This is a genomic window from Pedobacter sp. PF22-3 (assembly GCF_026239555.1).
Classification (GTDB): Bacteria; Bacteroidota; Bacteroidia; order Sphingobacteriales; family Sphingobacteriaceae; genus Pedobacter.
In genome coordinates this window covers 140,914-163,187 of record NZ_JAPIVP010000009.1, presented here as the reverse complement: position 1 = coordinate 163,187, position 22,274 = coordinate 140,914, and the positions used below count along the sequence as shown (strand labels likewise).

The window sequence follows — 22,274 nt, the reverse complement described above, 5'->3', positions numbered from 1 at the left end:
CAATTCACAATTATTGAGGGTTTTCTTAATCATGGAGCCCAAACCATATCAAGAAGAAGATATTAAAGTTCCCCGCTTTGAAGAAAGTGCTGGTTTTTACACCACCACACAGCGAAGTAAGAACATGTCTAAAATTAAGGCAAAAAATAGTTTGCCTGAGTTAAAACTACGTCAAGCACTTTGGGCTAAAAATGTTAGGTTCAGGATCCATCCTAAAAATTTTCCAGGCAAACCAGATATGATTATCAATAAATACAGGCTTGCCATATTTGTTGATGGCGATTTTTGGCACGGTTACAAATGGGATGAAAAGAAATCTACTATAAAGACAAACTCGGGTTTTTGGATTCCGAAGATTGAAAGAAATATACAGCGCGATAAATATGTTAACCAACACCTAAGTACCAAAGGTTATACTGTAATGCGTTTTTGGGAGCATGAGGTGAATGAACATTTAACCGCATGTGTTAATCAGGTTTTGCTTTACATTGAGGCCGCGAAAGCTGCTACGATACCGCAGTTTGATGATTAATAGATTATTTAGTACCTTATTGATACTGTATTTCCAGATTACCGATCGGATGTAGCGTAATTTTTGCAGCTATGCTGTTAATATCCGTAATTTGGCCTTTAGATTTGCAGATGGCAAATCCTAGCGCTGATGAAGACTAAGTTATTTTCTTTTATATTTTTTCTATTATTTGTAGTTCAGTTATATGCAGAAAATGCCAATAACATTCAACTGCTCACTTTTGCGAAGCCATTAATAGCTATTGTGCTTTTAGTGTGGCTTTATCTTTGTACAAATTTAAAGGGACGCTTTCATAAGCGTATTTTTACGGGATTAATTTTTGCATGGATAGGCGATATTTTGCTGATGTTTCAAAATGATAAACCGTATTTTTTTATATATGGGTTAATTGCATTTGTTGTCTGCCATATTTTTTATATCAGGGCATTTACACTTGATCATAAATCGAATCCCAATCACAAAACGCCCTATTTTTTATGGGTTGTAGGTGCTTTTGCTATTTTTTGTTCAGGATTGTTTTTCTACCTGCAGCCTAAACTGGGGCCAATGCAATTTCCGGTTTTAATGTATGCCATTATCATTACCGTTATGGCTATTATGGCCTTTAACCGGTATGGGAAAGTAAACATTTTCAGCTTTAAACTCATTTTATATGGGGCATTGTTTTTCTTATTGTCTGATGGTATTTTGGCTGTAAATAAATTCGCTCAGCCTATTTCACAAAGCGGGGCTTTAATTATGGCAACCTATATGATTGCACAGTATCTGATAGTTTATGGGACAATTTCGCGGCAGCTGGTGGTTACAAGAACAGAGGTGTAGTTAACTGATTCAATAATTTGGGCTGAATAATGTATTGATTTCAGATTTTTTGGATTTTTACTTACGTTATTTCAAAAATGATTGATGCATTTGTAGCGCGAAGTTTGTGCTCATCAATAAGTTTCTTCCCGTTTTCTGTTTATACGCTTCGCTGCCTCGTACTTCATTGCTGCAGGGTAAACGCTGCAACCGCCCGCCTGCAACGATCAGGGGGCTAGATGGCCAATGCTGTTTTTCATTTGTGGGGTTGCAGGGTGCACAAACCTTGGTTGTTAAACCTGATTGTAGTGAAAGCCTCCGCTTTTTCAGCGGTGCTTATAACGGAAAGCGGGGCTAAAAGCCGCCAAGACCACTTAACGTTCATTTCCCAGTTTTAAATAATCTAAGAAATATAAGCGCATATAAGCCTACAATTATTACCATGTGTTATATGGTTAAATCAGCTGTGTTTTTGAAAAGCAGTTTTTCATTTGCGGGGTGCAGGGTGCGCAAACCTTGGTTGTTAAACCTGATTGTAGTGAAAGCCTCCGCTTTTTCAGGCGGTGCTTATGACTGAGCAGGGCCAAAAGCCGCCAAGACCACTAATGTTCATTTCCCAATCTTAAATCATTTAAGAAATATAAGCGTATATAAGCCTACAATTATTACCATGTGTTATGCTGTAAAATCAGCTGTTTTTTTGAAAAAGCAGTTTTTCATTTGCGGGGTTGCAGTGCACAAACCTTGGTTGTTAAACCTGATTGTAGTGAAAGCCTCCGCTTTTTCAGCGGTGCTTATAACGGAAAGCAGGGCCAAAAGCCGCCAAGACCACTTGACGTTCATTTCCCAATCTTAAATCATATAGGAATATAAACGCATATAAGCCCACAATTATTACCATGTTTTATGCTGTAAAATCAGCTGACTATTTGAAAAAGCATTTTTTTATTTATGGGGTTATAGCGTGCAAAAATGCTTGTTTCTAAACCACATCCCCTAGCTATCGAATGCAATATGGAAGCGTAAAAACTTGCGGTAAATTTAATTTCTTTCTGTTAAGCGATTTGACATTATCTGTATGAAAATGTGGCTAGCATTTGAAATTACTTCTTTTCTTTATCCAAAACCGTAAAAACCTGTACCAGCCTTTCTCCATTCTCATCAACTAGGGTCAAAGTATGTTTGCCGGGCGGCGGAGTAATGGCCAATTGATGAAAATTTGTGGTGGTGCTTACATATTCGTTATCAATGTGCCAATATATTTTAGCACCTGGATTTCTGTGTGCTGCATTAATTACGATTTTACCTCTTGATCCATCTAGTTCTAATGGAATATAGACTATCGCATTATTTTTAGGATAAATAACTTCCATTACACTATTTCCACCTGAAAGGTCACAGCCAGCTTTAAAAGAAGGGAGCGATTTATAATCGCTATTTTTTATTTTGTAATAATATTCCATAGCTGGTGGTAAAATAAACCAGCTTTTGTGCTGCATTTCTGATGTGCTTTCACATTGATCGGTAACCCTGAAAGTACCTGTTTTGTCTAAATGAACCAGTTTGTGAAAAGGACAAACGGCTGTTTTTTCTCCCGCAACCGGAACAAGTTCTTGGATCGCATCGGTACAATATTCTCCTGCTTTATAACCACTTTGTTTACATATGTTAAGTTTTTTTAGTTTGGTTACAGGTGTTTCGAACCATTTACCATTGGGCAACAATCTAAAAATATCAAAGAGTACTGGCGCAGCCGCCTCTATCCCCACTAATCCTGGACGGCCTTCACCATCGGCATTACCCACCCAAACGCATACTACATAATTTGGTGTTAAGCCTACTGCCCAGGCATCGCGGAAACCGAAACTGGTACCGGTTTTCCATGCTACTCTTTGCGATGAGGAAAATTGTTCCCACAAACCTTCATCTCCAGGGCGCATCACTTCTTCCATAGCATTAAATGTTGCCCATATGGCGCCATGATCTAAAAATGAATTGCGCTGATAGCCTTTTTCTTCTTTAGTTTTATTGTTAAAATAACTTGCCTGTTTGTAATCTTCGGGATTGTAAAGACCTTTATAGGTATTGAAATGGTTTAGTGTTCTCACCATGCCCATATAAGTGTTGGCCAGATCCCACATGGTAACTTCACTGCCACCTAAAATTAACGACAAACCATAATGATCTGCTGGCTGGTTCAATGTTCCTATGCCCAGTTTTTTTAATTTATCATAAAAACGTTCATACTTATACTGCTGCAACATTTTTACTGCAGGAATATTTAAAGAACGGCTCAGCGCTTTATCAGCAGCAATAGCGCCATCGTAGCCAAGATCGTAATTTTGTGGCGAATAGCCAGCTATTTGAGTAGGGATATCTGGAATTATGGTATGTGGCAATATGAAGCCATCGTTCATCATACTGGCATAAAGTAAAGGTTTTAAGGTACTACCAGGGCTTCGCGGAGCTTTAATCATATCTACATGACTTTGCAATTCGGTATTTTCTGGTTGATAGATATTACCTACATAACTTACAACCTGGCCTGTTCTGGCATCAAGTACCAGTGCCGAAATATTATTGATATCGTTTGCCCGATAACGGTTATTGTATCGTTTTAAGATGGCATTAACTTTTAATTGTATATTTTCATCCAATGTGGAAGTAATTCTGGTAGAAGCAATTTCAAGATTTGCTCGTTCTATTTTAAAACGATTCAGTAGATGTGGGGCATTTTGGGGCAGGGGCATAGGCATGCCCGGAACAGGCTCTAGCTTCGATAAGTTTGCGGTTGCCTGATCGATGTATTTTAACTGAGCCAGTTTATCCAGTAGATCATTCCTTTTTTTGATAAGCCTGGTCGAGTTTTTGCCTGGGTGAACCAATGATGGACTGTTGGGCAGAACAGCTAACGTGGCCATTTCACCCCAGGAAAGCGTTTTAGCATCGCGACCATAATACCGCCAGCTTGCAGCTTCCAATCCCACCACATTACTTCCAAATGGTGCATTAGCTGCATATAGACCTATAATTTCTTCCTTTGAATATTTTATTTCCAGGCGAAAAGCTAAAATCACTTCCAATAATTTTTGCCAAACCGTTCGGTCTTGTTTTCGTGATAAACGGATTACCTGCATGGTTAATGTACTACCACCGCTTACCACACTTTTAGCTCGCCAGTTTTGTCGCAAGGCTCGGCTCATGGCCAATATATCTACGCCAAAGTGGTTATAAAATCTTTTATCTTCGAAAGCAATAATGCAATCCTTAAATTTTACGGGAACACTATCAGCTACAGGGAAACGCCACTGTCCGTCGCTCGCAATTGCTGCACTTAATAAATTACCATTGCTGGCCTCGATAACATAGGAGGTAGGTGTTTTGAAAAGTTTTGATGGCAGCGAAAAAAGAAAAACCAAAAGCAATGCAAAGCATATAAAATCGGAAATGAGGAAAGCTTTTGGTGTTCTGTTCATTTAATTGTTAATATAAATTTCGGTCCGTGGGGACACGGACCAAGGCTAACTCTAATCTTAGCGTCTCGCTAGGACATGCAATATTTGTATTTTTAAGTCGTAGCTATTCTAGTCGTAGCATCTCGCTACAAAATGGTTTTGTTTTTTTTTATTCAATAATTATAACCTCAACCCGTCCTTTTCCATCGCCATGGTTCGTGTCTCCACTAACCATTCTTGCGTTTCGTTCATTTAATTTTTATAAATTTCTGTTCGTGGAGACACGAACCGAGGCTGAGCAATTTTTGCCACTTATTGATGGTTGCTGTCCAGAAATAAATTTTTCCAATTTCGATATAATTCTTTCTTCTGGCTTCAAATAATTTATCCATTGATATTAGCTTTATTTTTGTTGAAAAATTTAGGTAATAAATAGTTTAAATTTCGGTTTGTGAAGACACAAACCGATGCTTTGGTAGAACCGTTGCTTGAACTAAATGCCATGGTTCGTGTCTCCACGAACCATTAGCAATAAACTACTTCACCACCTGTACCCATTTTCCTGCCTCGGTTGCCGAAATATCATTATTATACATCGCTTCGCATTGAACTGCCGATAAATAGTATTTGCCCAGGTAAGAGGCATTAAGCAATACCTTATATACCAAACTTTCGCCTTCTCTTACATTAAAATAAGTGAAAACACGATCATCCCTGATATCCTGATAGGTGAAAGGAGATGAAGCCAAGATACTTTGGTTATCATTTACACGTGTATTGATAATTTCCCATCCCGAAGGGAAAATCTGCGTTAATGCCATCTGTTCGTAGTAGCCCATCCGACCAGGATTTTTTACCGTTACCTCTGCATAAAAATCTGTTCCTTGTTTTAAGGTAGTAGGATCTAAAACTTTTCCATTTAAACGTTTGTAGGTTACGCTCATATCTAAAACATCAGGACGGTTAGGTAAAAAGTTATTCTGACCAGCAACTGGTTGTCCTTCTAAAACCAAACGAACAAAAAGTACATTGTTTCCATTATTAGTAACCGAAGCGGTATTTCCTTTAAAGGTTACAGGCGTACTATTAATATATTGATTTGAATTAACAGGAGCTGACTTTCCATCCAGTACGTATTGATATTGCAGTTTATTTGCCGATTGGTTTGATCCACAGAATTTAGCAATAGCCAGCAAACTATAAGCCGTTGTTTGCGTGCTATACCAGGTGTTTTCGCCTAGTTTAGCTGCTAAAGGCTGCAATAAACCTGCGGCTTTTGCTTTCTGACCAAGTAGGGTCAACGTTTCTAAAATCATAGCTTCATCACGCACATCAGAGCCATAAGTTCCACCCAATTGTTTGTAGGCCTGTATAGATGTATCTAAACCTCTGATCATATTTTGTGCTACCTCATTTTGTCCGGCAAGTTTATAAGCCGCTGCCAAACGCCATTTCGCTGCCACAGATAAATACTGGAATGCTTTTAACCGGTTCATGGCAGCCATTTCTGGTTTTTTAGCTAGCGCGAGCATATATAAACGGTATGCTTGCGATAAATCCCCACCATAAAAATTATTACTATTAGGTGCCCAGTTTGTGGCTTTTGATTTTTGAAAGCGTAATAGTTCATCTAAAAGACCAACAGGTAGCGTATACCCCGCATTTTGTGCCTCAATTAAGAAATGACCGGCATAATTACTTCCCCATTCATCAGATGTACCTTCTCCGGGCCAGTAAGATAAACCGCCATCTGTAGTTTGGAAACCTTTCAGCCTGTTTATTCCTGCTTTGATATTTTTCTCTGTTTTGGCTTTCTGTTGTTCGTTCAATGGGCTTAACCGATCTAAAAATAACTGAGGGAATATGCCAGAAGTAGTCTGCTCGATACAGCCATGTGGATATTGAATGAGGTAACTCAATCTTTTGCCAAGATTAATCGCCGGGATAGAAGATACCTCTAGCGAACCAGAATTGGTACCCGACATCCCAATCGGTAAATAATTTACAGCCCATTTGGTGTGTGGCTGAACGGTTGCAGAAACTACATTGGTTACATAAGGGTTTGGATTTCTGATATCCATTTCTACATCGTAAACTGTTTTTTCAGCGCCGCTTTGTGCAATCACTTTTACTTTGGCAATACCTACTGTATTTGGTGCTTTCACCTCAAAATAGGTCATCTGTTCGCCTGTTTGTTTATAATAAAGCTGTTGCTTGTTACTGCCCTGAACAATTAAATTGCTTGCCTGCAGTTGTACCGATACATTTTTAAGGTTGTTCTCAGTAGCAAAAATAGTTACCGGTAACGTGAAACTTTCACCAGGACCAATAACCCTTGGCAAGGTAGCCAACACCATTAAAGGTTTTTTAACCTGAACCGATTTCTCAGCAAAGCCATATGCCGCATCTTGTCCGGCAACTACCATTGCCCTTACCGCACCGATGTATTGTGGTAATTTAAATTTGTGCGTTTTACTTTCGCCTTTACCAATAGTAAATGGCCCCATAAATTTAACTACTGCTTTAAAACGGTTGGCTTTTGCTGGATTCAGGTTTTTGTTGATGCTACCATCACCGCCAATACTTAAAATACGTTCTAAGTTTCCACCCCATGCGCCAAGTACATAGTCAAATAAATCCCATGTTTTAACGCCTAAACCTTCGCGGGCATAAAATGCACCATGCGGATCTGGTGTCTTAAATCGAGTTAAGTCAAGCAAACCTTCATCAACCAGCGCAATGGTATAAGTCATCGCTTTACCGTTCTGCTCGGCCACGGTGATGGTGTTTTCAGTTTCCGGTTTAATTTTATCGGCCATTTTGATGGTCGGTTTTAATATCGTTTGCGGATCTTCAATAGAAAGCGGAATAGCACCATACATTCTAATTGGCAAATCGTTAACGGTTTGTGCGTGGGGTTGTAATAAAGTAATGTTGGCAAAAACATTAGGGGCCATTTCTTTCTCTGCCTTGAATTTAAATTGTGTTTGGCCAGCTTTGGTATCTACCCAGAAGGTTTTTAATACGCGGCTTCCATTTTCAATCGAGATGAGTGCTCTTCCATTTTTACCTGTTGGTATAGTTAAGGTGATATCTTCTCCGACGGTGATTTTTTCTTTATTAGCTGTAAAAGATAGCATTGAGGCCTCTGTTGGATTACTGCCTTGTTCGCGCTGAGCCCATCCTGGCCAATCGATGTAAACCGATTTTCCGGTAACATGTCCGCCATTTACATCGCGTACCAGAATTAAATAACGGCCCCATTCTGGTTCGTCAACACGCAAATTCCAGCTTCCTTTTCCGTTAAATAAGTTTACCTGATGAGTTTCAACTAATTTGTTGTATTGGTTTTGGGTAAAGTTGGCGTACGTATACTGGTCATCCTGTTCCCACCACCAGCGCCATTGGGTTTTATATAGTTCTACTGTAACGGTTTTGGTGCCAATCAATAGTTTCCCGTCGGTATTTACATTTACAATTTCAACTTTATGTTCTTTTCCGGTAACCAGCATACCGCTTAAGCGGTCGCCTTTTTCGGTGCGGATACCCAAATAACTGTTATACACATGATAAGGAATGCTAAAATTATCGATACTGAAATTACCTCCAGGTTCGAAAACCTTGGTTGTAAAGTTTGCCCTCAATACACCAGGAGCAGTATTGTTCTCGTTTAGGTTGGTGTTGATCTGAGCGGTACCGTTTTGGTTTAAAGTACCTTCAAAAATGGTTTTAACCTGCGATTGGAAGTTAACCGTAGGATTATCAAAACTGAAACCTTCAAAGCCTTTAAACTTAGTTTCAGTGGTGTTTAAGTTCACATCAACCTTTGCTTTTAAATTTTGTGCAACCGCACCAAATAACCATTTGGCAGATAGGGTAGCGGCAGAAGTTCCTGTGCTTAAATATGTTTTATTGCCAATGTTGAAATCAATTTTCAGACGGTTTGGCATGATGGTTTCAATTTTTAAGGTTTTGGTAAATGTTGCACCACCAGCCTTCACTTTGGCCATCCAGTTACCGGTTGGCGCAGTACTTTCTGTTGCGGTTTTAAAGGTGTAGAATCCATTTAAAGGCTTGCCATTAATCAATCTTTTGTAAAGCTGACCTTTTGGATTATAGAACTCCATGGTTACCGGATAATTGGCCGGCAGTTTTTTGAGTTTATCTTCCAGAACAAAAGAAACAAATAAACTATCACCCGGACGCCAAACGCCACGTTCTCCATAAATAAAGCCTTTTAAGCCGCTTTGTACTACATCGCCACCTACATCAAACCTGCTTAAAGGCAATGAGCTACCATCGTCTAATTTAAGGTAGCCACGTTCTGATCCATTTTTAGCGATCAATAAAAACGGCTGTCTTTTCAGGTCAAATCTGGCAAAACCATCACCATCAGTTTTAGTCGTAAAGATGATCTGTTTCTGATAATCCATTAACTCCAGGTTTACACCACTCAATGGTTTTGCGGTTAATAAATCGGTTGCCACAATTAACATGCTGTTATCATTCCCACGTTTGGCTACCAAACCTATATTAGAAGCAATTAAGTTTCTGCTGGCCCAGCGCTCGTTGGTATAAAAAGATGGTGTACATGGATTGTCTTTATCATTCCATTTGTAATTTCGCGGGTAATAGTTGTTGTAGCGCTGCCAGAAATCATCATCCTCATCAATTTTTTCACCATAACCTTCGTTATCACCATATTCTGCATCTTCGTCGCTACCATCGGTTTTTTCTTCTCCGGTTTTGCAGTTGTAAGCATTGTATTCCTGTCTGAAAGCAATGGTAACCCTGTACATTGCGCCTGGTTCTGTACGGATCATTTTATCAAGATCAAGTGTAAAGCGGTTCTTTTTGTGAAGGTTAAGTGCTTTATCTTCATCTAACCGTACCGTTTTTTGTAGAATAGGTTTCGCCACCCTGCGCAATTCGTTACCATCTTTATAACTATTGGTTTGAAAAAACTGAGGGATATTATTCTCGTAAATCTTGATCACCGTCACATCAACGGCCTTTAAATTAATCGCCTCGAAAGGTAAAACCAATTTTCCTGAATTCGGTAAAATAGTGCCTGCACCGGCAATGGTAACCGCAGGTAATTTATCTTCAAAAACAAGATTGGCTACTTTACCACTTGTTAATGTTTTGCCATTGATATTTTCAACCCCGGCATTAACACTTAAGGTATAGTTGCCTTTTAATTCTTCTGGGGCATACACTTTAACCTGACTGGCATCAATGGTGTACCTAACATCGCTTAGATTGCCCAGTGTAATCATACCCGTTAAATCCTGGCCAACACCAATCGGTTCTGAAAACTGCACTAAAGCATAATCCTCTTCACCCTGAATGGCCTTCATATCCAGGATTTCGAATTTATTTACTGCGGGAACACGAACTTCTACTTCACCTTTTTGATCTGCGTCAATAGCATCACCATTCCATTCTATTTTTAGATTTTGATCGTTGCCCGTCTTTTTGATGCTATCGATGGTGAATTTAGAACTATTTTTAGCAGGGTCGTGCTGCCATTTGATTTTTAATTTCTGATCAAAATCCAGCGAAAGCGTTTTTTCTATTTTACTGGTTTCTTCCACATCGGCAGTGGTTACCTCGCCGGTAAGTTTCATATAATCCAAAGAAGTATTATTCTGTGAAACCAATCCGTTTTGAGAGAGCATTAGCCCTGGGGTAATTACTTTAAAATCGAAATCGAAATCCTCCAGACCTTTTTCTGTAGCCGAAACTTCCGAAAGTTTAAAGGTAGCCTCGTAATTTTTACCAGGTTTAAGGTTTTCATCAGGTCTAAACTCAACGGTTTGAGGGTCTATCCAAAAGGTTTTTCCCGAGATAGAAGGAGAGAAGTCGAAAAGCTCGCGTGTATCTGCTTTACCCAGATCCTGCATGCCTGTTGCAGCATTGGCCAGGTGAACCCGGATGAAACTTTTTTTAGAAATGGTACCGGAAGTATAAGCTTCGATATATTTCGCGTAAGCCTGATTTTCTTCGAAGCTTTTCTTTTTTCTATTAAAATAAATAAATACAATTGCCGCTATCGAAACAGCAAGCAGGCCAATAAAAATAAATTTCTTTTTTGAGGACGATTGATAGGTAGATGGTTGTTCCATAAATGAAATTCGTTAAGATAAATGAGCAATATAATGCAGCGGTTGGAGCAATTGCCATGCCGTAATTGATGCGTTTTAACCGCAAATCCATATTTCATTTGAAAATTAGCTAAAATCGATGTTAAAAGAAATAATGTTGAAAATTATAACGAATATGTTGCTCATTTAAGTGCTTTTGGATAAGTTTACTTCATCAACCTTAAATGACCAGATATGATCAGGAAACTTTTAATTCTTTCGTGTTTACTAATTTCTACAACTTTTTGCTATGCACAAAAAACGAATGCAGAAAAAGAAGTTAACGAAGCGGTAGATAAACTTATTGGCTTAATGATTAATCCCGATAGCCTGGGCTTAGATAAGTTGTTACTCCATAATTTGAGTTATGGCCACTCCAGCGGGAAAGTGCAAACTAAACAAGAATTTATGCATTCGCTGCTTTCTGGTGAATCTGATTTTCTAGAAGATATTACGCTGGGCGATCCAAAAACAATTATTCAGGGAAATACAGCGCTGGTAAGGCATAAGTTAATGGCAGAAACCAATGATAAGGGCGTAAGAGGGAGTGTAAATTTATATATTCTTTTAATCTGGAGTAAAGAAAAGACTGGTTGGAAATTGCTTGGTAGGCAAGCGGTTAAGGTACCTTAGAATAGTTTTCAGTTTTCAGTTGGGCGTTTTCAGTTCTGGGCGCAGAACCACTTAGATAGTTAAAATGCCTTAGGATAGTTTGGACTTTGCAGTTCGGAGTTGTTAGTTTTGGTTGAATATCGATGTGTCCAATTTCATCCCCATACTATAAAATGGGTAATAGTTCCGAAATAATAACTTTATTTTAAAACTAGGGAGAGGGACTCCAAACTCTCAACTATTTTATCATCACACCAGGTTTATTTACTAAAGGTATCTTGATCAGGTTGGAGTCTATGATGCTTTCGGGCAAGAAAATAAATTTTTTGTCGTAAATGGTACTGCCTATGTAATAGCTTAGCCAGTATTCATTGGTTAAACCAAAAACCTCTGGATCAATGGCTTCTACTCCTGCAAAAGAATTTGCTTTCATATCGCCAACAAAGTGTCTCAATACAGAAGTTTTAACCTGTTTTCCGTCCTTTTCACCGTAACCTTTAGAACTGATCAACACATTGGTTATGGCTTCGTTTTTTAGGTTAACGAGATAAACCGTCCAGCTTTTTACTTCAGGTGTTTCGCCCATTAGTACCACGGCCATGGCGATATCTTCAACTGTATTTTCTGGTAAATCTGCTTTCAACTGGGTTAACTGTTTAAACTGCTAATCGGTTAATTGTATAATTTATTTTAGAATGATAGAATCCTACCATCCTAAAATCATTTAATTCTGGCCTATTTTTTCTTGGCTACCACCTTTTTCGCTGGTGCCGCTTTTTTCTTTGCCGGTGCTTTTTTCTTGGTTTCGAAAGCGTTTGGTACCTGCTCCACAATCATTTTCTTAACGGTTTCCAAGTCAATATCGGCCAGTTCTTCTGGTGTATATTTTTGCTTGGTCGCCTCATTATTGCGTAATTTAAGCATCAGTTTGCCAAAACGGATAAACGGTCCCCAACGGCCATTTTCAATCGAAATTTTTTCAGTATCCCAGGTTTTAATGTATCGGTTGGCCTCTTTTTCTACTTTTTTGCCAATTAAGGTATTAATATCCTCTTGGGTTAAATTGTCGAAATCGTATCCTTTTGCAGGGATATTGATAAAGAGATCGTTCCATTTAATAAACGGACCAAAACGGCCTTTTCCTTTTGTTACGCCTAAACCTTCGTAAAAAGCAATAGGCGCATCGGCATCCATTTTCTCCCTGATAATTTCAACTGCTCTGTCATAAGTTACCGATAAAGGCTCCTCATTTTTAGGAAGTGAAATAAAACTTTCGCCCCACTTTACATATGGACCAAAACGGCCTACACCGATCATGACCTCTTTACCTTCAAAATCAGGTAATTGGAATGGAAGTTTAAACAGTTCCAATGCATCATCCAAAGTAATGGTGGCTACCGATTGATTACGCATTAAACTGGCATAACGTGGTTTTTCTTCCTCATCAAGCTCGCCGATCTGCACTAATGGTCCAAATTTACCTACTTTGGTATATACATTTTTACCCGTTGCTGGATCTAAGCCTAATAAGCGTTCACCTGTAGCACGTTCAGCAGTTTCTAAAGTGGTTTCTACTTCACTATGGAAAGGATTATAGAAAGAGTGCAGCATTTTGGTCCACTCCTGTAAACCTTGTGCAATTTCGTCAAATTCCTTTTCTACCTTGGCCGTAAAGTTAAAATCTACAATGCCTTTGAAATGTTCTACTAAAAAATCGTTTACTACTTCACCAATATCAGTAGGGAAGAGTTTTGATTTCTCGGCACCGGTAATTTCCGATCTGATTTCTTTTTTTACCTGTCCATTTGCTAAAACAATGGAAGTAAACTTACGCTGTTTACCATCTCTATCTTCTTTTACCACATAACCACGGTTCTGTACAGTAGAAATAGTAGGCGCATAGGTAGATGGACGGCCAATGCCCAATTCTTCTAGTTTTTTAACTAAACTGGCCTCGGTATATCTGGCTGGCGGACGTGAATAACGCTCCGTAGCCTGCATTTCTTTTAAAAATAGTTCCTGTCCTTTTATTAATGGAGGTAAAATGGCGCCACCTTCTTTTTCTTCATTTTCATCATCGTCGGTAGATTCCAGGTAAACCTTTAAAAAGCCGTCAAATTTTAGTACTTCACCTTCAGCAACTAAATGTTCTTTTCTGGTTGATGCGGTAATTTGTGCGGTGGTTTTTTCGAATAATGCCTCACTCATTTGCGATGCAATGGAACGTTTCCAGATCAACTCGTACAAACGTTTCTCCGAAATATCTCCATCTACCGTATGTCGGTCGAAATAAGTAGGGCGGATGGCTTCGTGAGCCTCTTGTGCACCTGCAGATTTTGTTTTATAAACCCTTGGTTGGTGGTATTTTTCGCCATAAGCCGATTTAATTTCGGCAGCAGCAGCATTAACAGCCGTTTCCGATAAATTTACAGAGTCTGTCCTCATGTAGGTAATCTTACCGGCTTCGTAAAGTCGTTGTGCTACCTGCATGGTTCTCGCAACAGAAAAACCTAATTTTCTGGAAGCTTCCTGTTGTAGGGTAGAGGTGGTAAAAGGAGCAGCGGGATTGCGTTTGGCAGGTCTTGTTTCTAAGCTCGTAATATCAAATTTAGCATTTAAACAATCCTGAAGAAATTTTTCAGCATCAGCCTCATTTTCGAAACGTTGTGGCAATTCTGCCTTCACCATTTCTTTTCCCTTACCGGTTGAGAACTGAGCGGTGATTTTATAGGCAGCAGTCGCATTAAAGTTTAAAACTTCACGCTCTCTATCTACAATTAAACGTACAGCCACCGATTGTACACGGCCTGCAGAAAGTGATGGCTTTACTTTTTTCCATAACACAGGTGAAAGTTCGAAACCCACCAAACGGTCTAATACACGGCGTGCCTGCTGGGCATTTACCAGGTTATAATCAATTCCCCGCGGACTATCAATTGCTTTTAAAATGGCTGGTTTAGTAATTTCATGGAAAACAATGCGTTTGGTTTTCTCCACTTTCAGACCTAAAGTTTCGAATAAGTGCCACGAAATGGCTTCTCCCTCGCGGTCCTCATCGGATGCTAACCATACCATTTCGGCCTCTTTAGCTAGTTTTTTTAATTCGGCAACAACATTTTTCTTGTCGGCTGGTACCTCGTAGGTTTGGGCAAAATTGTTCTTGATATCAATCGCCATATCTCCCTTAACTAAATCACGGATATGGCCATAGCTAGATTTCACCAGGAAATCTTTGCCTAAATAGCCTTCTATAGTTTTAGCTTTTGCGGGTGACTCTACGATCAATAAATTTTTGGCCATGAAATACGTTTTTGTGCAAATAAAGCTATAATTAAGGCACAAATCCAAACCTGAGGAGAATTTAATACATTTTTTTTATTAATTAAGTGATAAATATGTTGGTTTCTAGGCCGATTTTAATGGGGTTTTAATCTATCACCCAATACCTATAAGGTTTTCAAAACCTTATTAGACCTGTACTTGCGAGTGCCTTTTAAATATATTGATTTTGGAAATGCATGGTTCTGTTATAGTGGCGGCCGGTAGCCCTGCTATCGCTTCAGGTCCTCACTCGTTCCTCGCTCCGGGCTTTCCGCTTTATCAGGTTTATAAACAAGGGTTCGGTTAATTCCATCTTACCTTTTACATCGTTCATCACATAATTTACAGGCACATTACATCAAGACAACCGATTTGTGCCTATATTCGTAGATAAAAATAAAAAAAACGATGATCAGCACAATTCTAATCCTATTAAACTTACTGGTGTCTCCGCCAAAAAATGTTTACGATTTCAGCTTTAAAACCATTGATGGTAAGGAAATTAAACTTTCTAAATTTAAAGGTAAAAAAATCTTGATTGTTAATACAGCATCTAAATGTGGCTTTACACCGCAGTACGAAGATTTAGAAAAACTTCAGAAACAATATGGTAAAAAGGTAGTGTTAATCGGTTTCCCGGCAGGTAACTTTGGCGGACAGGAGTTTTCTACCAATGCAGAAATTAAAGAGTTTTGTACCGGAAAGTATAATGTTTCGTTTTTGCTTGCAGAGAAAAGCAGTGTTAAAGGAGATGATATCAGTCCCTTGTTTAAATATTTAACTTCGCAAACCAGTACAGAAGAACAGGGCGATATTAAATGGAATTTTGAGAAATTCTTAATCAACGAAAAAGGACAACTGGTACACCGTTTCCGTTCAAAAACGAAACCTACAGATGAAGCCCTTACTAAATATTTGTAAAAGGATGTAAAATGGGTAGGTAAAAGGGAAGTTTGATAACCTTTCGCTTTTTAAATAATTTAAAGGTAAAGTGGTTAATAGCCATTTTGCCTTTTTTTTATACTAATACGTGAAGTGTTAGAAATATTTAGACAAAAGAAAGGGGCTTAAATCCATAAGCCCCAAATAAACCAAACAAACTATTTATGAAGTAAATATATAACGCTTGTTCAGGTAAATAGTTTTTGAAAAAATTAAATTATTCTGCTCTTTATTTAGCTTTAGTGGTTCAATCGGGTTTATAATCAAGAATAAGTCGTATTGTAACCAGATTGATGGAAAAAAACAGGTCGTTTTTGACTTTACAATGTTAAAATAGGTTAAGTTGTGCCGGTTGGTAGAGGCTAGGGTCGAAGCAATAAGGTTTAGGCATATTTTGATTATTGCTAACGTAATAAAGCTCCGTTTCTTCATGTCTTGAAGCTACTTTGATAAAAGTATCACCAGCAACATTTTTAAAAAGATTTTCAACAAGGGTGGCGTCGTTATTGTCTTTTGATAAATGGCTCAATAACAGATGACTCATGTATGGCGCCTTATGATTAATGAAAAGCTCCAACGCCTGGGTATTACTGAGGTGGCCATGACCACTGGTAATCCTTCTCTTCAGAAAGTAAGGATATTTGCCATTCTCCAACATCTGTGGATCATAATTGGCTTCTAAAAAAGCGGCATGGCAATTCTTGAAATGGGTAATTAAGCGATCGCATACTGAACCTATGTCAGTAAAAACACCAACTCTTACCTCGTTGCATTCAATAGTAAAACTATAAGGATCAGCTGCATCATGGAATTTAGAAAAAGCAGCAATCTTTAAGCCGCCAATCTGAACATGCTGTTGATCACTTAAGGAGAAGGTATTATTGGTATCCAAAAGGAGCCTGCTGCTTTTTAAGGTTGGCGCACTAATGTATACGGGTAGCTTATATTTTTTAGCAAAAACAGCCAATCCTTTAATGTGATCGCTGTGCTCGTGCGAGATAAAGATTGCTTTTACCCTGCTTAAAGGCAAGCCCAAACGGTTCATGCGGATTTCAACCTCTTTACAGGTTAAGCCTATGTCAACCAAAACAGCCTCATGATCATTACCTATATAGTAACAATTGCCATTACTGCCCGAATTAATTGAGGTGAAATATAGTGCCATTTTGAAGTTGCAAGATACGGCTTATTTGGCGAAGGAAAAAAGAAAACTATACTCTTGTGCCATTGTGTTCTACCAAACGAGAAAGCAGTGGCAGGAAAGCCTGGATGAGGTTGATTTCTTCAGCAGAAAAGATTTTTTCCATGGTTTGTGCCAGCCATTCTTCTTTGATTTTTCGGGTTGCAATAATATGTTTTTCACCAAGTTTGGTTAAGCCTATAAAAATCTTTCTTTTATCTTCCTCACTTGGAAAGCGCTCTACACATTTGGCATCGAAAAGGCGGTTAATAATCTGGGAAATTGCTTGTTTAGATACCCTTTCCATATCAGCCAGCTCTGTAGATAGCATTTTGCCGTGCTGTTCAAGTAGCGACATGGTCAATAATTCAGCATTGCTAAATTCTGAACTTACATTCTGCTTGCGTAACGCTCTCGTTAAACGCGTAACAGTGCTTCTTAACTTTGCGGCAATTTCTTGTGTTTGAGTAGGCATCTTATTGGTAAATAAACTTTACAAATATAATGTTTTATTTATATACTTAATCGAATAGATATTTTTACAATATGTGATTTTTGATTTTAAAATGATAAAAGGTTGCTTTTTTGGCTTTAATGTTGTTTAATTTTTTTATACTTTTGTAAAGTTACTTTACTATTTTAATTATGAGTATTTTTCGTTCGTTAAGGCATTACAATTACAGGTTATTTTTTACAGGTCAGGCTATTTCGCTAATAGGCACGTGGATGCAGCGTGTTGCCATTAGCTGGTTGGTTTACCGTTTAACAGGGTCAGCTTTTTTATTGGGACTGATCACTTTTTTAAGTTTAATTCCTTCACTGGTGCTGGCGCCATACGCGGGTAGTTATGTAGACAGGCATAATAAATATAAGGTATTGGTTATTACACAGGTAATTCTGATGCTGCAGGCTGGTGCACTGGCATTAATGATCTGGTTTAAAGTGTATGATATGTTCTGGATTGCAGCGCTTTCGCTGGTTCAGGGTTTGGTAAATGCCTTTGATGTTACCGCCCGCCAATCTTTAATGGTAAATTTAATTGATGATAAAGAAGATTTACCCAATGCCATTGCACTCAATTCTTCTATGTTCAATGCGGCGAGGCTAATTGGCCCGGCATTGGCTGGGGTAATTTTGAGTACCCTGGGCGAGGATATTTGTTTTATCATAAATTTTGTGAGTTTTATTGCGGTGTTGGGTTGTATGGTGATGATGAAACTTAAAATCACGGAACATCAAAAATCTGCAGAAAATATCTGGGTTGATCTGAAAAAAGGCTATGATTATCTCAAATCATCTCCAGATTTGGCTTCTATGGTATTAATGATGGCAGCATCGAGTTTGTTAGTTATTCCTTTTACTACATTATTGCCCGTTTTTGCAAAAGATATTTTTAATGGAAATGCCACTACATTTGGCTGGTTTGAAAGTGCTGCAGGACTTGGCGCTTTTTTCGGGGCAATTTATATGGCTACCTTGAAAGCAGGACAGAATTTACAAAAAATCGTCATGATGTCCGGTATTTTGTTGGCCATTTCGGTTGTGGCGCTGGCCATATCACCATCACTTATCCTGGCATTAGTTTGTACCAGTTTAGCTGCTTTAGGTTTAATGGCACAAAACTCATCCATTAACACTTATTTGCAGACCCATGCCGATGATTTGATGAGGGGCAGGACGATGAGTTATTACATTATGGCTTATCAGGGCGTATTACCTATTGGCAGTTTGTTAATGGGTTATTTAGCTCATCTTTTCGGCACGCAAGTGGTTGTGGCTTTCGAAGGTGTTGCAGGATTGTTGATTGTGGCAGCGTTTGTATATCATGAAAAACATAGAAATCAATTGAATAGCAGTGCAATGTCGCTGAATTAGTATTTCATCCGTTTTTTTGTGTGAGTGGTCGTCACCCTGATCCGATAACTATCGGATTTATTTCAGGGTCTTAATAGATAAAGATGCTGACCACGCAGTAGCTACAAGACAATTGAAAATATTGATTTCTACTTGTAAAATAAATTCAGCATGACGATCGTGTGGATATAACGTTGCGCGCAAAACGCCAAACGCCAGCCGCTATACGCTACACACATCTACCCGTGTACAACCAACTTACAATCGACCATCACTTTCTGATAGTTTTCAATGTCGATTTCCTTATTGATTAGCTGAAGCAGGAGTTTGATGGCATTTTCACCCACCGATTCGGGATTTTCTTCAATAGAAGCGATAGGGGGCGAATCGAGGTAACCGATGAAAGCGTTGTTTCCAAATCCTATACTTTCAATTTTATTAAAGTTGGGATGGTTTATAGATTTCAGGTATTTTATCGCATCAAAAAGAATTGGCTCTTTAAAAGCCACAAGCGCAGTAGGCATGTGGTCTGGATCAGCAAATAAATTCTTGATTGCAGCAATCGTATTTTCCTTATCAAAATCAGTATAAGCTACAAATTTTGCTGAAAAAGGTACTTCATTATCTTTTAAGGCATTAATATAACCATTAAAGCGGTCGTGCGTAAAATTGGTCATTTTAGGGCCGCCCAGGTAAGCAATTTTGCTATGCCCTCTGTCGATCAGAAACTTAGTGGCATCGTAACAGCCCTGAAAAGTATTGCCTAGTACCTTATGGCAGTTTAAATTAAAACTTGGGTTTCGTGTGTAATACACTACAGGAGTACCCATCTGCTCAAACTGATCGAGGTGTGAAAAATCTTGTGTTTGTTTTGAAATGGCAACGATTAAACCATCAACACGACTCCTTAACAACATATTCGCCGATTGGATTTCCTTTTTCGGGTCATCATGCGATTGACTGATGATCACATTGTAGCCGTTTTGTGTTGCAAACTGCTCTACGCCATAAATACTTCTGGTAAAAAAGTGGTCTAAAAGATTAGGTAGGATAACACCAATAATGCGCGATCTTTTTTCCTTTAAATTGATGGCCGATTTATTGGGCATAAAATGCAGCTCGCGGGCCATTTCCTGAACGCGCTGCTTGGTGTATGCATTTATGGTGGGGTAATTATTAAGGGATTTTGATACAGTAGAAACTGACATTTTTAACTTCTCAGCTAAGAATTTCAGGGTTACGGGTGTATTGTTCGTCATCTTTTCCAATCTCAATACATAATTAAGAAAAATAACGCAATAATTTCAAACGTTTGAAATTTAGTTTCGGTAAGCTTTATGTCATTTTGACCTATTTAAAGCCTTTTAATCAAGTCGGCTTTTTTAAATTCGTTATCAAATATGAACCCTACAAAACAGCATTTTGCTCAAATTTAGGCTGCTAACATGGAAACCGTCAGCAATTAATTGTTAGTTTTGAAACGATCAATTAATCATATTAAAACTTAAGTTATGCTAAAAACAACCTATAGCCTATTTTTAATCTGCTTTTCGCTTCTTTCATCCTTCAGTTACGGTCAGGTTACGGCTATACAGAACATTCAGGGACGGAAAACCCAGAGCCTGAACGGTAAATGGAATTATATTGTCGATCCTTACGAAAACGGTTATTACGATTACCGCCATGATCCATTTGATCAGTCGAAATCAGGATCCGGAGGCTTTTATGATGATAAGGTGCAGAAAGACAAATCAGAGCTGATTGAATATGATTTTGATCATTCGCCTCAAATGAATGTCCCTGGTGATTGGAATTCGCAATCAGAAAAATTAGAACTTTATGAGGGTAATGTTTGGCTGCGCAGAAAGTTTGATGCAAAACCCGAAAAAGGGAAGAGGTATTTTGTGTACTTCGGTGCTGTAAATTACGAAGCCCATGTTTACCTTAACGGTAAAAAACTGGGTGTGCATAAAGGTGGCTTTACACCTTTCCAGTTTGATGTAACCAGCAATTTAAAAACCGGAGAAAACTCCATCGTACTAAAGGTCGATAATATCCGCAAACAGGATGAAATTCCAACCGTAAATACCGATTGGTGGAATTACGGTGGCATTACACGTGATGTTTATCTCGCTGAATTCCCGGAGCATTTTATCAGTGATTATAAACTTCAATTGGTTAAAGGCAACAATAACCTGTTAAACTTTTCGGTAAAACTGGCTGATGCTACTGCCGGACAGGAAATTACGCTTTCAATTCCTGAGCTTAAGCTGGAAAAGAAATATAAAACAGATAGCGAAGGGAAAATTGCAGATGAGTTTACCTGGAACAACTTGAGTTTATGGTCGCCGGAAACACCAAAATTATATGCGGTAAATATCAAAACCGATAAAGAGAATATTGATGATAAAATTGGTTTCAGAACCATCCAGGTTAATGGCGATAGCATCCTTTTAAATGGTAAATCCATTTTTTTAAGGGGAATATCACTTCATGATGAGAACCCGCTTTTAGCCGGGCGCTTACGCAGTGAGGGAGATATGCGTATGATGTTGCAATGGGCTAAAGATTTGAATTGTAACTACGTGCGCCTGGCGCATTATCCGCACAACGAGGAAATGATCCGCCTTGCGGATGAAATGGGACTATTGGTCTGGGCTGAAGTACCTGTTTACTGGACCATTAGCTGGACTAATCCGGCAACTTATGCCAATGCAAAAAAACAACTCACAGATTTGATTGTCCGTGATAAAAACAGGGCAAGTGTTATTGTATGGTCAATAGGGAATGAAACCCCGCTGAGCGATGCCCGTTTGAGTTTTATGAGCAATTTGGCAGAAGCTGCCCGCGCTTTAGATGATACCCGTTTAGTAGCTGCCGCTTTAGAGGTGCACCGCGAAGGAAATAACATGGTTTTAAATGATCCTTTAGGCGAGAAAATAGATCTGGTTAGTTTTAATGAATATGCTGGCTGGTACTGGGGAGGTAATCCATCAGAAATTACCAAATATAATTTCGATATCAAGTACAAAAAACCAGTAGTGGTTACCGAGTTTGGTGGCGATGCTCTGGGTGGTTTTCATGCCGACGAAAATACCCGTTGGAGTGAAGAGTATCAGGAGTCTTTGTATAAAAATCAGATTACCATGCTTACTAAAATTGGTGCTTTACGCGGTATGACGCCGTGGATCTTAACAGATTTCAGGTCACCAAGAAGACAACATCCTATTTATCAGAATTTCTGGAACCGAAAGGGATTGATCAGCGAAACTGGTAAGAAAAAGAAAGCCTTTTTTGTGCTGAAGGATTTTTACGACCAGATGCAAGTAAAATACAAGTAATTAATGCAATAAATAAGCTTTCAAAAGTAGTTTTCAAAGAACTTATGAAAGGTTGAATTAGATGGAAGGCATACAAATGGAAATTAGGTA

General features: G+C 38.6%; 14 protein-coding genes. 6 read left to right on the top strand and 8 right to left on the bottom strand.

Annotated features, from left to right (window positions below; translation table 11 throughout):
* Positions 1-31 precede the first annotated feature (31 nt).
* Together OQX63_RS13395 and OQX63_RS13390 are read left to right on the top strand one after the other, a co-directional pair.
* Positions 32-532, top strand: coding sequence for a very short patch repair endonuclease (locus tag OQX63_RS13395; protein WP_265851371.1), 501 nt, complete (start codon positions 32-34; stop codon positions 530-532).
* Between the two features lie 129 nt (positions 533-661).
* Positions 662-1,354 carry a lysoplasmalogenase gene (locus tag OQX63_RS13390; protein WP_265851370.1) on the top strand — a complete coding sequence of 231 codons (693 nt, stop codon included), beginning with the start codon at positions 662-664 and terminating at the stop codon, positions 1,352-1,354.
* Between the two features lie 1,082 nt (positions 1,355-2,436).
* On the opposite strand, the gene pbpC is transcribed toward OQX63_RS13390, so the two are convergent.
* The 3 genes from pbpC to OQX63_RS13375 all read right to left on the bottom strand — a co-directional run bounded on the left by pbpC (position 2,437) and on the right by OQX63_RS13375 (position 10,916).
* A complete protein-coding gene (pbpC, locus tag OQX63_RS13385; protein WP_265851369.1) occupies positions 2,437-4,809 on the bottom strand; it encodes a penicillin-binding protein 1C in 2,373 nt (790 codons plus the stop codon).
* Positions 4,810-5,036: 227 nt separating this feature from the next.
* On the bottom strand, positions 5,037-5,180 hold the full coding sequence (locus OQX63_RS13380; RefSeq protein ID WP_265851368.1) for a hypothetical protein: 144 nt from the start codon (positions 5,178-5,180) through the stop codon (positions 5,037-5,039).
* 144 nt (positions 5,181-5,324) lie between these two features.
* Positions 5,325-10,916 (bottom strand): alpha-2-macroglobulin family protein, encoded by a 5,592-nt coding sequence (locus tag OQX63_RS13375; protein ID WP_265851367.1) that lies wholly within the window; start codon positions 10,914-10,916, stop codon positions 5,325-5,327.
* Between the two features lie 213 nt (positions 10,917-11,129).
* On the opposite strand from OQX63_RS13375, the gene OQX63_RS13370 reads away from it, so the two are divergent.
* Positions 11,130-11,567 carry a nuclear transport factor 2 family protein gene (locus tag OQX63_RS13370; RefSeq protein ID WP_265851366.1) on the top strand — a complete coding sequence of 146 codons (438 nt, stop codon included), beginning with the start codon at positions 11,130-11,132 and terminating at the stop codon, positions 11,565-11,567.
* A 217-nt stretch (positions 11,568-11,784) separates the two neighbouring features.
* Here the strand turns inward: OQX63_RS13370 and OQX63_RS13365 are convergent, their stop codons facing one another.
* Together OQX63_RS13365 and topA are read right to left on the bottom strand one after the other, a co-directional pair.
* Complete coding sequence (locus OQX63_RS13365) at positions 11,785-12,189, bottom strand: hypothetical protein (protein ID WP_265851365.1); 405 nt, start codon at positions 12,187-12,189, stop codon at positions 11,785-11,787.
* 92 nt (positions 12,190-12,281) lie between these two features.
* Positions 12,282-14,846, bottom strand: a complete 2,565-nt coding sequence (gene topA / locus OQX63_RS13360) for a type I DNA topoisomerase (RefSeq protein WP_265851364.1) — start codon at positions 14,844-14,846, stop codon at positions 12,282-12,284.
* A gap of 429 nt (positions 14,847-15,275) precedes the next feature.
* Between topA and OQX63_RS13355 the strand changes: the two genes are divergently transcribed.
* Positions 15,276-15,788 (top strand): glutathione peroxidase, encoded by a 513-nt coding sequence (locus OQX63_RS13355; RefSeq protein WP_265851363.1) that lies wholly within the window; start codon positions 15,276-15,278, stop codon positions 15,786-15,788.
* Positions 15,789-16,137: 349 nt separating this feature from the next.
* On the opposite strand, the gene OQX63_RS13350 is transcribed toward OQX63_RS13355, so the two are convergent.
* Both OQX63_RS13350 and OQX63_RS13345 read right to left on the bottom strand, forming a co-directional pair.
* A complete protein-coding gene (locus tag OQX63_RS13350; protein ID WP_265851362.1) occupies positions 16,138-16,974 on the bottom strand; it encodes an MBL fold metallo-hydrolase in 837 nt (278 codons plus the stop codon).
* Between the two features lie 46 nt (positions 16,975-17,020).
* The gene (locus OQX63_RS13345; RefSeq protein ID WP_265851361.1) at positions 17,021-17,464 is read right to left on the bottom strand and encodes a MarR family winged helix-turn-helix transcriptional regulator; all 444 of its coding nucleotides are present in this window, start codon (positions 17,462-17,464) and stop codon (positions 17,021-17,023) included.
* Positions 17,465-17,634: 170 nt separating this feature from the next.
* Here OQX63_RS13345 and OQX63_RS13340 point away from each other — a divergent pair, with 170 nt between their 5' ends.
* Positions 17,635-18,864, top strand: a complete 1,230-nt coding sequence (locus OQX63_RS13340; protein WP_265851360.1) for an MFS transporter — start codon at positions 17,635-17,637, stop codon at positions 18,862-18,864.
* A gap of 218 nt (positions 18,865-19,082) precedes the next feature.
* Here the strand turns inward: OQX63_RS13340 and OQX63_RS13335 are convergent, their stop codons facing one another.
* The gene (locus tag OQX63_RS13335; RefSeq protein ID WP_265851359.1) at positions 19,083-20,102 is read right to left on the bottom strand and encodes a LacI family DNA-binding transcriptional regulator; all 1,020 of its coding nucleotides are present in this window, start codon (positions 20,100-20,102) and stop codon (positions 19,083-19,085) included.
* Positions 20,103-20,354: 252 nt separating this feature from the next.
* On the opposite strand from OQX63_RS13335, the gene OQX63_RS13330 reads away from it, so the two are divergent.
* Positions 20,355-22,184 carry a glycoside hydrolase family 2 protein gene (locus OQX63_RS13330; protein ID WP_265851358.1) on the top strand — a complete coding sequence of 610 codons (1,830 nt, stop codon included), beginning with the start codon at positions 20,355-20,357 and terminating at the stop codon, positions 22,182-22,184.
* Positions 22,185-22,274 lie beyond the last annotated feature (90 nt).